Raw genomic sequence first — 14594 nt, 5'->3', positions numbered from 1 at the left:
TTATATCAAAATGTGCATTCTTGGCACCCTTGATATTCAGCTCAAGCCGTACATTATCCTTTAATTGAACCAAGCAGCACGCCTTTAATAAAATGCTTTTGCAAAAATGGGTACACACACAGAATCGGCACGATAGCAAACACGACTGCTGCAGCCCGAATGCCTTCCGGCGTAATCGAGATTTGCGACACACCTTCACCGCTTCCACGCAGCAGTTCTGGACTTACCAAATCGATCATCTGGTACAGCTTCACCATCAATGACACTTTATCCGTACTTCGAATGTAGATTAAGACATTCATATAGGAATTCCACCAGCCCACGGCATAAAACAATGTTAATGCAGCGATGACCGGTTTGGAGAGAGGCAATATAATTCGCCATAAAATAGTGAAATCACCGGCACCGTCAATCGCAGCGGATTCTTCCATCTCGTCAGGCAGCCCTTCCAGAAACGATTTCATAACGAACATATTGTAAGCGCTTATAAGTGCTGGCAGCCAAAGTGCCCAATACGTATTGGTAAGTCCAATGCTATTGATAAGCAGAAAATTAGGAATTAATCCACCGCTGAACAGCATCGTAAATAAAATAGCCATCAGCATGACATTTCTGCCTTTTAGTCTCGCTTTAGAGAGCGGATAGGCAGCAATGATCGTAAAAATCATATTCAACGCTGTTCCGATGACCGTAATGATGATGGTGTTCTTCATCGCTACGATTAATTGGCCGTCTTTCAGCAGCTTTAGATAGGCTTCCATATTGAAATCAACTGGCCACATGAAAATTTCCGCGGCATTGATTGCCCTGCTGCTGCTAAACGATACAGCAATAACGTTAATAAACGGAAATAACGCCATGTAAGCAAGCAGCGCCAGCAAGATGTAGTTAAGCCAGCGAAATATGACCGAAAAAACGCTATGTTTTCCAAGCTTCAGGTTGCATCACTCCTTTCATCCCTTACCACAATCCTCGTTCTCCCAGCGCCTTAATGATTCGGTTCACCGACACAATAAGAATGAGCGCAATCAGTGATTGGAATAAGCCTAATGCAGTTGTGTAACTATACTGCAGGTTGACAATCCCCCTTGTGTACACGAAGGTGCTGATAACCTCGGCCACACTCGTTACTGCCGGATTCCTCAGTGCATATATCTGCTCGAAACCAACGTCCATCATTTTTCCTACTTGCAAAATAAGAAGAATCGCAATTGTACTGCGAATGCCTGGCAGTGTCACATGCCAGATCTGTCTTATTTTATTGGCGCCGTCAATTTTGGCCGCTTCATACAACGTCGGATCGATCGAGGCCATCGCAGCTAAGTAAAGAATCGTCCCAAATCCGGCTTCTTTCCAAATACCAGACACAATGAACGTCACCGGCCACCATAGCTTATCTGCCATAAAATAGATCGGCTCTATTCCAAACGCCTGCAATAAATAATTCACTATGCCTGTAGATGGCGATAACAGTGCAATAATGATGCTTCCGAGGACAATCCACGAAATAAAATGAGGAATGTACAGCAAGTTTTGCAATGTTCGTTTATACCACTCCACCCGAACTTCATTAAGCATGATCGCGAGCAGAATCGGAGCAGGAAACGCAAAGAGCAAGCTGTACAGGTTGAGCAGCAGCGTATTTTTTAATACGATATAAAACTCGCGACTGGCAAACAACTTCTCAAACTGCTGGAATCCTACCCAAGAGCTTCCCCAAATCCCATCGGATAATCGATAATTTTTGAAAGCAATGACTTCCCCAGCCATCGGTGCATATTTAAATAGCAATAAATAGATGGCTACTGGCACTAGCAGCATATAAAGAAATCGATTGCGTTTTAATTCCTTCCGCATGGATCTTATCCATCTCGAGCCTGCTCCTGCTTTCGGCATTTTAGGCATGGGAGCTAGATCCGCTGACTGCGAATGTTGCTTCAAAGTAATCCCCCTTTCTTTTGGCATGTTATCATTCTGTTCAGCAACGCCTTGCCAACTTAACGTAACATGTACAGCCGAATGCGGAAATCTCCACTTTTTGTGCTGCTATTCCTTCACTCTGAAAGCGCACCTTCCATTTTTGTGATGCTATCCCTTTTTCATTATCTATCGGCTGAAAACCCTTTATTTACTTGACATCTTGGGTTTTCAGCATGCAAATCCGAAGTTAGAGCGCCAAGTTAGATAGGCACAGTCCAGATACAAGAGGAGGGCAATTCGTGCCATAAAATGGTCGAGGAGCCTGTAACCATTTTGATTCTGTCGTCAACACTTATTAGGAAACGCTTACAATTGGTTGTTATTAAAACACCAAAACTAACTTGTCTGAGCACCCGTAAGAACCTATTTGTTCTTACAGAGCCTGCCTGACCGCCTTAACGCATCCGAATGATCGTTATAAGCACATATGGGTTCTTACTGCTCCAAAACTAACTTGTCTGAGCTCCCGTAAAAACCTATAGGTTCTTACAAAGCCCGCCTGACCGACAATCTGCATCCGAATGGTCACTGTAAGCGCATATGTGTTCTTACAACTCCAAAACTAACTTGTCTGAGCTCCTGTAAGTACCTATAGGTTCTTACAAAGCCGGCCTACAGTCTGCATCCGAATGGTCACTGTAAGCGCATATGTGTTCTTACTGCTCCAAAACTAGCTTGTCTGAGCTACTGTAAGAATCTATTGGTTCTTTCAGAGCCCGCCTGACCGCCTTAACGCATCCGAATGATAGCTGTAAGCACATATGGGTTCTTACAGCTCCAAAACTAACTTGTCTGAGCTCCTGTAAGAACCTATTTGTTCTTACACAGCCAGCCTGATCGACTGCCCACAACCGAAAGATTGCTGTAAGCACATATGGGTTCTTACTGCTCCAAAACTAGCTTGTCTGAGCTCCTGTAAGAACCTATTTGTTCTTACAAAGTTAAACCATACAGACTGCGGTTCGTCCCTATGGATATCAACCTTGATGTGCTTAGTGGCTGGTTAATCCAAGTTGTCATATTAACTAAGTCTCCCTAATAATAAAAAAAGATCACCCGTATTGGTGATCTTTTTGTTTCAACTATAAACGTTGCCCACATTTTATGATTTGAATAATTCGCTCTTATTTATTAATCCTTTCTAATTGCATCAAGCTGAGACTGGCTCATGTGCAAGTCTCTAGCAACAGACAAAGCTGCATAATCTCCGACTTCTTCTCCAAGACCGGCAGGAACGATCTCGCAAATCGCTAAGGAATTCGGTAGAGCCTCCATCTGGAGCGCTTCCAGCATATAGGGTTCGATAAGCTGTCTTTGTCTTCCATAGATGCTCCCGATGATAACTTTTTGCGGATTAATAATATCAATGAGGATAGCTACTCCGCGTCCCAGATGACGTCCGACGTCTTGGAAAATACGGAGTGCCCATGGATCGCCTTTTAAAGCCGCTTCTGCTACATCTCTAGCAGAGATCTCATCGATGGAATCAGATGGATGATAGAAGGATGGGAATTCTCCACCGCTATCCATTCGTCCTGTCACTAAGGATTGAGCAGCACGGGCTATGCCTCCCCCACTGCAGAAGCCCTCAAAAGATCCTGCTTTGTTATATCCGATCGGTCCTTCATTCTCCAGTCGAATATGTCCCACTTCGCCCGCATTGTCATTCGTTCCTGAATATAAACGTCCATCCAGAATAAGTCCTGCTCCCATTCCAGTCCCGAAGGTAAGGAAGATCATATTGCGGGTTCCTCGGCCTGCACCCCATTGCCATTCGGCGAGGGCACATGCGTTGGCATCATTTTGCAATCCGACCGGTACATTAAAGTAATGCTCAATCGGACTAATGACGTCGACTTTATTCCAATGTGACAAATTAGGGGGAGATAGAATAAGCCCATATTGGCTATTTAGAGGTCCACCACAGCTGATACCTATCGCTTTTAATTGTTGTCTATCACCCGGATATTTTAAGAACAAAAGGGTTAATTCATCAATCATTTGTTGGATGGTCTCTTCTGGCGTAGGCGCAGTCAAAACGTATGCTTTATCGATAATTTGTATTTGATTTTCCGATAATCGTCCGATTGTGACCGCGCATTTGGTTCCGCCAATATCAATTCCAGCATAAGTGATCATCCTCCAAAAAACACCTCCTCAAGCATGATGCACAAGGTATGATAGATAGGAAGATGCCGCTCTTGAACATCCGGTGTTTCGTAATAGGGGACTGTGATCGTAACATCACATAGCACCTTCATCTTACCTCCCGATTTCCCTGTTAACCCAACGGTTTTCATTCCCTTTGCTTTAGCGATTTGAAGGGCACGAATGATGTTGCGAGAGTTCCCTGAAGTGCTAAGGCTTAGAAAGACATCCCCTTCATTGCCATAGCCGTAAACCTGCTGTGCGAAAACCATATCGGAATCTACGTCATTAGCGTAAGCTGTCATAAAAGCACTCTGACTTACTAACGAAATGGCGGGTAAAGCACCTTGCAATCCATTACAAATCTCGTCAGCCTCTTCTGGAAATAACTGCGTAAACTGATGCCGGAAGGTTTCGGGAACCGAACGTGTTAGCATGAAACTTTTCATCAATTCCCCCACAATATGCTCGCTATCGGCTGCGCTTCCACCGTTTCCGGCAACCAGCACTTTTCCATTATGACGATAACAGGTTTCCAAGAGGCTAAAGGATTGCTGGATTTCAGGAAGACATTCCTTCAAATCCGGATACTTGGCATAGAGAGCTTGTAGATGACGATTCATGCATGATTTCCTTTCAAGAAGCAATTTCGATTACATTGTCCTTCACTTCATTAAGACTTATTAATTTGATTAATCATAATAAGAATGAACTGTGCTGCCTCTGCTCTCGTAGCATTAGCTCGCGGATGGAACATATTATCCCCTTTTCCCTGTACGAGGGCCGCTTCATTCATTGCTGCCACAGAAGGCATTGCCCATACAGGTATGTCCTTGGCATCGGCAAACTCGACATTCATGCTTGTATCTTTATTCAGTCCAAGTGCTCTTGCGACTAGTACGGCCATCTCTGCACGTGTGATAAGCGCATTAGGAGCAAATGAATCAAGACTGATACCAGAAACAATGCCAGCCTTCACAGCTGCTTGCACGTTTGCTGCATACCATGCATCCTCCTTCACATCCTTAAACAGCTGCACTTCCTCAGATGCTTCGAGGTTTAAAGCACGAACTAAGAGAGATACAAATTCCGCTCGAGTTGTATCGCCTGCAGGCTTGAACATGGAATCATTCACGCCGTTCACAATATGCTTTGCCGACAATACTTGGATCGTTCTTGTAGCCCAATGAGTAGTGAGCAAATCGCTAAACGTCTTGTTATATTCCAAAACTGCATATTTGCTCAAATGCCGAAGTTTGACAGTCAATGTTTTGGCACTGCTGTTCACTTTACCACCCACATATTCCCAAACCTTAGTCAACTCGTTATAGTAATAAATACCGAGAAGCTCTTCATCAACCCCATCGGCATCATAAGGTAAAGTAATCTCTACACCGTCTTTTCCCCCTTTAACTTCGACCACGCTGCCGTCTGTCTTTTTTAACTTCATACTAATTTCATACACTTGACCTGCAATTGTTATTTGTGCAGTTGCACTTTGAGAGGCTGACCGATTGTCACCCGCTTCGCTCACTGGCTTAATCTGCGCTTCAATTGCTGCCCCTGCCTCATTGCCGATCTGTCCTCTCCAAGCATTGAGCAGTTCTCGATCTACATTTACGATTACCGAACCCGCCACTACGGATAAAGGATGATCTCCAATTTGCGCTAATGGAATCGATACGACGGATTGGTCATTGCTTAGCTTTACTATCGCTTTACCATTTTCCACTGACACTATGCTCCTAGCCATATTTCCATTGCTTCCGCCAGAACCATTATTACCTCCATTGCTGCTGTCTGTAGAAAAGTCTAATTGATCTAAATATTTGATTTGCCCTTTGGGTTCATTCCCATTAAAGCTCTGAATCCAATTAGGGTCCGTTATAATCCAAAGCTTACCATCCCTAATTCCCCAAGGCTTGCCATCCGCTGAGCTATAAAGCACTTGTGTCGTACTAGTCGCATTCGAATTAAGTACCTGTACCTTTGTTCCATTCTCTAATACCGTAAATTCGTTCGTAAAATAGGAATCAATCTCTGGTAACGCCCCCAGGTTTTTGCGATAGCCCATATACACGGTATTTCGTTTGCCAGCCTTTAGGCTTCCCTGAGCCAATAAAGCTTCACCGTAGATGGTCGTAGCTGGATCGTCCTCCAAGCTGACGACTAGGACTTTCGTGGCTATATTAGGATCAAAAGTAGGCACAACCCATTTATTATCGAAGGTTTGAAGCGTTGCTCCGCCTCGATAATCATTACCTGGGAGTACAACATTACGTCTATTCAACATCCACCAAGTCTCGCCGGCAGGATATACGTAATAGACCTCAGGTCGATAGGTTTCAATATGTGCTAGAGAATCAGGAGCCAGAATCGCATCCTTGTATTCTTTCRGCCAATCGAACTGAATCGGTTTAGCGGTATAATAACCATAAGCTTCCTGGCATGATGTGAAATAATCACAATTAAATAAGAAATCATATATCCCTTTGCTCCCCGCCTCCAGGAGCCTATCAAAATGATTAAACATCGTTTCTTTGTCTGGATATCCCTTTTCGCCGGATTGATATTTTCGGTCCATATTTTCATCCAGCTGCGTTTCCGTCGTCAAAAACCATAAGGTTTGTGCAGATTGTTCGATTTGAGAATAGGTATAACCCGATCTTTCTCTAATTAGATATTCATTATCGCCGTAGATCTCGCCTCCAACGCCAGCAAACCCTCCAGTCTGCTTATCATTAATAAAGTATTTCCTTGTAGTTCCAGAAAGCTTAAATACAACGGGTACATCAACGACATTTGTAATCGCATCTGAAAATCTCATGAGATAGTCGTTATAGGAACCCTCTCTGAAATCGACAAAATCATCCCATAAAACGCCGCGATAAGCATCCGCTGCATACGTAGAACCTGGATTTCCCTTGTCTACCAAATACAATTGGTTGTTCCAAGCAGCCGATCCTTCTCCCCGTACAATGGGCACTAAACGCGCCGCTGTTTCATAAGATTCAACAGGACTGCTCATTTTCCAAGCCTCATTTAAGGCATCCAATGTGTTATATTTCTGTTTTAACCAATCTACAAATTGTGAACTATAGATGGGGGAGTCAAACAGATAACCTTCATCTCCGTTGTATATTCCTGATTCGTTCGTAACAGGATCAACAAACAGTCTGAAATTGGGACCCCAGGTGACCTTGCTAAGCGTGTCTACCATACTATTAATAATCAAATCTCCTGCATCCCAAATATTCCTTAAAGTATGGCCAGAGTACTTAACCTTAGGTGTAAAATAAACGGTATAGGCCGTTTGGTTCGCACTCGGAAGAACAACATTTGCATGCAGCTCGAGCGTAGCTGAATCCACTTTGCGAATATTCTCTTCACCGGATTGAATAACCTCGCCTGTCGTCGGATTCATGACCACATACAGCGCCGACATCGCATCCACATAACCTGAAATTTGAAACGTGGGTACCGTTAAGGTGACTTCTCCGCTATCCACGATATTCTCTTTCTTCAGCACGCCCGCTCCTTCATAGGCTCTCGGCATATAAGCGGAAAGGGTCAACCCTTGGGCTCCTTGTACCTGCAGGCCATAAGTAAAGCCTTCCTGGTCTAAGTAATCCAGCATTTTTTGCCATGCCCATGCCGGAACCTCCATGACAGCCGTATTGATATACATATCCATTGCCCCATGTGCCTTCATATATTGCAGTACTTCAACATCCTTATCCCAATTTGCTTTATTGATTGCAGGATCTGTTTTGGAGTAAAAGAGCAAATAATCCGAAGTAAACATACCACCGATCGGTACGAATGGTTTACCATCCCAAATCATCGTATGCGACTGGTTAGCATACCAGAAATGAGATTGTCCCAGCTTTTCATCGGTAAAAGTACCGTGTGTTAATGGCTTGTAGTCCGTATTGGACGCAGCGACTGTCACTTCAACTTGCCCCGCTGTTTCCTGCTCTGCTTGCAATTTGTGGAGACCCCATGCCACAGTATAGCTGTCAGCAGGCACTCCTTCAGGCAGTGTAAAACTAAACGATGCCTGAGCTTCCACATTAGCTTGGAGCTCGGAAGTATTCACAGCTGCAATCTCGGCAACATACCAAAGCACATCGCCCTTATAAAGGCTTAAATATCCCGTCGTATCAAAATCTACGGCTTGATTCAAAGCATACGTTACATTTCCTGCATAGGATCTAGGGCTGGCTTGGTTCGGCTGAACCTGCAGATTAGCTATCGTTGCCTTTAGCATCGGCACCGCAGCATTCGTTTCTTCTTGTTCAATATTCAAATGGCCTACTTTAACCGATTTCTCGCCATTAACTGCATTATCGTAAGAAATATCTACAATGCCGGTACGGATTTCGTTTTTTCCTTTTGGAGCATTAAACGGAACCGTTAATTGAATCGTTTCCGTATGCTCCTCACCAGCCGTCCAAGATGTTTTATTAAACTCTTTAACCGCCCTTGATACAACTTCCCCCTCATATACTAATTCAACGAAGAAGCTAAGGCTTGCATTGACTGGGGCAATGGCTTTATTCGTAACCGTAACGCCTACTTGCTCTTCTCGATTCACCAACGATTTATCTAACGCGCCTGTTACGTATTCATATTTAACGGCTGCCTTATCAAAAGGTTTGCTTAATCCATTCGGCTGCCACCCCCAAAGGGCAGGCACAACGGCGATTGCATCGATGCCATGATTATACAAACCGTCGCTTGCTCCTTGTCTTGGCGTATTCGTTAAAAACGTGAAGTCATGCTGTCCTTGGCTCAGATCCGCGCTGCTTAATTTGTGCCAATAGAAAGGCATGCCCTCAGCAACAAAGATGGAGCCGTCTGTCACAACAGGCGGGGTTGTATAGGAGCCCTCGTCCAGCTTCCAGTTCCAAGGAGACATCCAAATGCTCAGCCCCGTAGCTAACGCCCAGATATCATAGCTTCCTGTTTCTGGTATATCCACTTGATACTGCGCAGTTGCCGAGGTACCTGGTGTATTGGTTTGCAGCAAGAGATAAGTGCTTCCGCTTGCCTGTGACTCAGCCGCTCCATGATAACCCCCTTGTGCAGAATGAGCGTTTTCTCCTTCCATCCATAAATAATTTTCTTCGTCTGACGGTTCAGGTACAATGGGAGCCGTTGGTTTACTCAGACCATCCGGCTGCCATTCCCAATCAACAGGTACGACGGCGATCGCATCGATGCCTTGATTATATAGACTATCGTTCGCCCCCTGCCGAGGAGCGTTTGTTAAAAATGCTAGGTTGTGCTGCCCCTGAGTCAGCTCGGTGCTATCTAGTTGATGCCAATAAAAGGGCATCCCCTCCGAAGCGAAGACAGCTCCCTCCGTGACAACGGGAGGTGAATGATATATGCCTTCGTCCAGCTTCCAGCTATAAGCGGACATCCAAAGACTCATACCTGTCGCCAGCACCCATATATCGTAGCTTCCGGTTTCTGGTATATCGACTTGATACTCCGCAGTCGCTGATGTATCGGGCGTATTCGTATGCAAGGCGAGGTATTTCCCTCCGCTTGCCTGCGATTCATCATTCCGATAATAACCCCCTGGAGAAACAGATAAATAATCTTCCCCTTCTGTCCACAAGTAAGCATCCGCCCCTGAAGAAGTATCCCTTAAAGTACTTTCGTTTGAAGCTGCGCCATTCGATATGACCGGTAAGCTTGAAAATAATAAGAGAAAGACAATCGTCCATGTCATCCCCTTTTTAAAAGCCTTAAACCTCTTGCTCCTCATGATTAAAACCCCTCTCCTTTTATTAAAGCGCTTTCATTAACCATGATATGATTTCAGCCCCATACGGTAAATGGAGGATTCGAAAGTTGCAGGGGGAATATTTCACATTCGGACCGCTTGGCAAAACCACTCCATTGCTCTATCGTTTATATCCAGCTCATGAGCTCCATCAACTACTTCTCTCGACAATCGATGCATGATATTCAGCTGCCCATAAGGCACGGCTAGTTTATCAAGCTCTTTAAGCGCATGTGCATAGTGGAACAGTTCATCCTTTTTACCCACCTCAATATGCAGAAATCGCGGACAAATTAATCCTGCTATTTCTGCGTCTAGAAACTTATTGCCAGCATTAAACCAAGTAAAATCAGACCAATCATACCTAAAGCGATCGTTGAAAAAGCAGGATGAATACGCCGCCTTAATACGAGTATCCGCTGCTGCTGTAAAGAGGGTATAAAACCCGCCATAGGATAAACCAATCATACCGACTTGGTCAGCGGCGATATCATTCCGTGATAATAAATAATCCAAGCTCCGCTGAATTTTATAGATTTCCACCGCAGCAATAGAGCTGCCCACCTGCTTTAATTGTCTATCGATAGACGCCCTGTCATACGGAGGACCGTATTCCCCTTCCTTCCAGAGCAGAAGCTGTGGCGCAAATACAGCGATGTTCCTTTGAAGTACTCTTCGCGTCATATCATGATAGTTCGTGGGACCATAGAAACTGGAACATAATTCCGGCGTGCCTTCTCCTCCATGCTGTGAAATCACGAGAGGAAAAGGCCCCTCCGTCAGTGGCAGGAATAACAGGCCGTACGTCGTCAGACCATATTCCCCTTCAACCATAACCCTGTAAATTTTGCTTAAACGATCTTGGGCAACCCATTCAACTCGAGCATTAGGTATTGATGAATCTAGCGCTGGATCACTCAGCGGCCATCCTAACATCGCTTTGAATTTCTCACGATAGGGTTCTAGTCCCGCTTCGTACGTATCTATCGATGAGGTATCCGGGCGGAAGAACTCCGCCCGATTCTGATTCCCAGTTGCACGCATTCGCTTGATGAGATGATCGAATTCGATCTTTTGTTTCTCACGATACCAGTTTCCGATATCTGGATCTTCTCCATATAAGTCGTTCTTAGAACCGCTCATTCCATCACAGCTCCTATTCTTCTGACTCCATCATGCTTCCTTCTGACAGTATTTTGTCTGTCACGTTTAATTTGAACGTTTTAATTTCAAACTTTCCTAGTGTGATTACCTGCTTCATATTCAATGAAGGAATGTGAAGCTCTGTCGTTCTGCTTTGGCCCGTCGGTTCAAACAAACGAATGATATAATCCTCGGATCGTTCCGCTTTCTTGAATGTCGTTACTAGAATGCTCGAATCACTCAGGATCAGAGATGACTCTGGTCGTTGTCCGGTTCCAGGAGGGAAGAAGGAGAGCGCAAATGGCTTTTCGTTAACCGTAAGCGCGTCGCGATCCACAGTCGTCAGAAGCTCTGAAGCTTTTCCCGCGTTAAACCAGAAACGGTACACTCTTTCTCCTTGGTCGATTCGATTGGAATAACGATCCTGCGGCATGATCGTTCGATCATGAATCGGATGCCCTGTGTAGCCTGGAGAGCGAAGCAACGAAAGACGCATCTCCCCATTGGCATAATCAGAACCGTACGTTCCATCATTCATTTCGATCATCACAAAATCATTTTCTTGATCATGGACAGCTGTCCATTTTTGGGCGACAACCTCTTTACCATCTGAAGGCAGATCATCCATACCATACGCCACTTGACCCTGATATTTTGCTTGCTCATAAGGGGTCGGAACGGAAAGCTTCAGCATTTTGCTTTTCTCGTTCCAATGCACGCGGAGCTGCACTTCAATAAGAGTACCGCTCTTAGGCAATTTATAGGTTTGCACGACAAAAGAATCATGATAGTGAAAGATAGCTTCTATGACTGTCCTCACTTCTCCGTCTTCAATAACACGCACAGACTCCAGCATCTGCTCCGTCACCCCAGAGAACTGTGTCCCTTCACTCGCGGACATTAATGCAAACACGCCTGCCACTTGGCGAAAGCTTTGTACGTTCATTCCCCAAGCATCATCATCGTCTTCGATAACTAAGGGCATGAATGCTCCAGGTTTTACCGCATCAATTCCATGCACCCGATAACGATCTATTAATCCGGTTTTACAGTTAACAATCACCTCCATTTCTTCGTTTTGAAACGTTATGCGATGATTGTGAGTTTTAAGTTCCAGCTCGGGTTTTCTCGGTAAAACTTCCAATTGAACATCAAAACGATTCATTTGGCCTGGAGCGAGAACGGCCTGAAATACGGTACGTTTACGCCAATCCAAATTAAGGTTGCTCTGCTCCTTTTCCGCCTGTGATGGAAGACGAACTCCCTCTTGATAGACAACAGGAAGTGAGAACTCATCGTTCCAGTTCTGATCGGATAATTGAAACTCGCATTCCACGATGGTTGAGATAGGGTACGGGTGCGGATTATAAACCAAAATAGGAATCTCGCCTTCATCCGCTTTGCGTTGTCCCTTGGCAAGCGCAAAGAAGGTTTTGGCTTTCAATCGAGAAATGATTTCGAGTCCATGATCAACTAAACGCAAGGAAGCCTCCTCTACGGGTTGAATAGAAGAACCCGGAAGCACATCATGGAATTCCGTGACCATGAGATCACATAAAGCTTCATGAATGTCATCATAGGGATAGCTCGTTAGACTCAGAAGAGCAGCGTGCGAAGCCATCTTTTCCAACATATAAATTTCATTTTCCAACAGCCGGTGCTTTTGTTTAATCCGGATTTGTGAAGTGTAGCATCCAACCGCCCATGGATTAATATCCGATTTATGATGAAGAAGCTCTATACCACTCTCTTTTAATTCTTGGAAATAAGCTTCCGGGGTGGAATGCAGGATTTGAGTATCCTGGCTGGATGAAATCAACTCCTGCAGTTGAACGAGATCCAATCTGGATGGCCCTCCGCCATGATTGCCAATTCCCCAGAGTAAGGAAGCAACAGGGTTATGCTGTTTTTTCTCCAGCCACTCCTTCACTTTATGATCGGCCTGACCTTTGGGGGAATTGTACATCTCAAGCGCACGATGCCCAATAATCTCTGAACCATCATAGCCAGTCCAAATGAAATCCTCTCCAGGCAGCTCACAGTTAACCGGATCAGGACGACAAAATAGGTAGGAATCGAAGCCCGATTTTTTCATAATTTGTACAAGTCCCCGCGTATGTCCAAACGGATCGAAATTAATTGCGGTCGTGGGGTAGGAATYGAATTTTTCTTTGAAATAGAGTCGACCGAGGAGCATCTGGCGAACAAAAGATTCACCTGATGGCATATTACAATCTGGCTGCAAGTACCACCCGCCCATGATATGCCATTTCCCCTCCCGAACAAGCTTCTGAATACGCACGAATAACTCGGGCTCGTACTCCTCTACCCATTTGTACAGCGTAACCTCGTTATGGTTGAAAATAAATCCATCAAAGATCTCACACAGTTCAGCGGCAACTCGGAAGGTAGAAATAGCCTCTGCGGCTCCCTCCTCCCACTCCCAAAGCCATACCGGGTCCAGATGGGCATTGCAGATGAGATGAAAATTTTGCATGTTAAAGCCCCCTATCCCAGTTCAAAACCACACCCAGACAGGGTTTATTTTTATCCAAAATTAGTTTCCATGCCTCTGTAGCTTGCTCCGCTGGAAACTGATGCGTGATGAGTGTTTCTGTCTGCAGCCAGCCTTCTTCTATTCCACGAATCGTTGCATTCATTCTTTCGTTATCCCATCCCGAAGGATTGTGAAGAGTAACTTCTTTCTCCCGCAGAGATTGGATATCAATTCTGCCATCCGTCCCTAGGAACCCGGCGGAGACCAGATGTCCGTTATGACGCAAGTAGGGAAGACATTCATAAACCGCGGCGAGCGAGCCTACCGTATCCACAATAATGGAAAGATCGGCATGCAGTGAAGAAAGCTGCCCGCTTACGTCGTTCTTGGACGTATTAATCGCGAGTGCCTCATCCGGGAGAAGCGCTAACCGCTCCTCATGTCGGCCCAGCACGGCAACCTTAGCCCCCCGGTGAATTAAGGTTTGAGCTGCCCACTGGCCGACAAGACCGTCGCCAATAACGACGGCCTGATCCCCTTCCTTCACCGGTGGCCGAGAGCCGCAATTATAGCCAACTTGTGTAAGCACAAGCCCGGCAAACGCCACAGGGCTCATCCCGTCTGGAATTTTCCATACTTGGTTAACGTCCGTTACCGCTGGGCTGACATGGCCTCCTTCACTAAATGCCATTCCCTTTACTTTGCTTACCGTGGCAAATACGCGCTCACCTGCTTGAAACCCCTCTACCTGATCACCCAACCCTCTAATTTTACCGACCTTTTGATAGCCGTTGATCTGTGGAAATGGCAAAGCATCACCCTCAAGGTATGGGACTTCTCCCGCGATTCGTTCGCCCTTTAGGAAGGAAGATTCCGTTCCAATACTAATCCAAGAATGCTCCACGTCGATGACGATATCACGACTCCCTAGCTCAGGAACGGTTACCTCTTGATATTCAACCTTGCCTTTATCAACGAATACAACACCATAGCCTTTCATTGCCAGATCCCCTCCGCCTTGTATATTGG

Annotated in this window: 8 protein-coding genes; all 8 read right to left on the bottom strand. The window is 45.2% G+C overall.

All coding sequences use genetic code 11. The features are described 5' to 3' along the window. Positions 1-53: 53 nt before the first annotated feature. The gene (locus tag AC1DM9_RS01870; RefSeq protein ID WP_477578212.1) at positions 54-881 is read right to left on the bottom strand and encodes a carbohydrate ABC transporter permease; all 828 of its coding nucleotides are present in this window, start codon (positions 879-881) and stop codon (positions 54-56) included. 79 nt (positions 882-960) lie between these two features. Next, on the bottom strand, positions 961-1941 hold the full coding sequence (locus AC1DM9_RS01865) for an ABC transporter permease (protein WP_477578210.1): 981 nt from the start codon (positions 1939-1941) through the stop codon (positions 961-963). A gap of 1170 nt (positions 1942-3111) precedes the next feature. Beyond that, a complete protein-coding gene (locus AC1DM9_RS01860) occupies positions 3112-4119 on the bottom strand; it encodes an ROK family protein (protein WP_441884982.1) in 1008 nt (335 codons plus the stop codon). Continuing rightward, a complete protein-coding gene (locus tag AC1DM9_RS01855) occupies positions 4116-4751 on the bottom strand; it encodes a D-sedoheptulose-7-phosphate isomerase (protein WP_441884984.1) in 636 nt (211 codons plus the stop codon). Before AC1DM9_RS01855 ends, AC1DM9_RS01860 begins: the two co-directional genes overlap by 4 nt. A gap of 50 nt (positions 4752-4801) precedes the next feature. Beyond that, positions 4802-9907 (bottom strand): S-layer homology domain-containing protein, encoded by a 5106-nt coding sequence (locus tag AC1DM9_RS01850; RefSeq protein WP_477578208.1) that lies wholly within the window; start codon positions 9905-9907, stop codon positions 4802-4804. Between the two features lie 102 nt (positions 9908-10009). Then, positions 10010-11068 (bottom strand): dienelactone hydrolase family protein, encoded by a 1059-nt coding sequence (locus tag AC1DM9_RS01845; protein WP_477551347.1) that lies wholly within the window; start codon positions 11066-11068, stop codon positions 10010-10012. 13 nt (positions 11069-11081) lie between these two features. Continuing rightward, entirely contained in the window at positions 11082-13565 is a 2484-nt protein-coding gene (locus AC1DM9_RS01840; RefSeq protein WP_477578206.1) for a glycoside hydrolase family 38 N-terminal domain-containing protein, read from the bottom strand. A gap of 1 nt (position 13566) precedes the next feature. Beyond that, a complete protein-coding gene (locus AC1DM9_RS01835; RefSeq protein WP_477578204.1) occupies positions 13567-14565 on the bottom strand; it encodes a zinc-binding dehydrogenase in 999 nt (332 codons plus the stop codon). Positions 14566-14594 lie beyond the last annotated feature (29 nt).

This window comes from Paenibacillus sp. 01T431 (genome assembly GCF_056398625.1).
The sequence above is the reverse complement of the archived record's forward strand: the minus strand, read 5'-3'. Positions and strand labels throughout refer to the sequence as shown.

Coding starts and splice junctions, on each gene's coding strand:
- AC1DM9_RS01835 (WP_477578204.1), bottom strand. CDS start 14,565: ATGAAAGGCTATGGTGTTGTATTCGTTGATAAAGGCAAGGTTGAATAT.
- AC1DM9_RS01860 (WP_441884982.1), bottom strand. CDS start 4,119: ATGATCACTTATGCTGGAATTGATATTGGCGGAACCAAATGCGCGGTC.
- AC1DM9_RS01845 (WP_477551347.1), bottom strand. CDS start 11,068: ATGAGCGGTTCTAAGAACGACTTATATGGAGAAGATCCAGATATCGGA.
- AC1DM9_RS01855 (WP_441884984.1), bottom strand. CDS start 4,751: ATGAATCGTCATCTACAAGCTCTCTATGCCAAGTATCCGGATTTGAAG.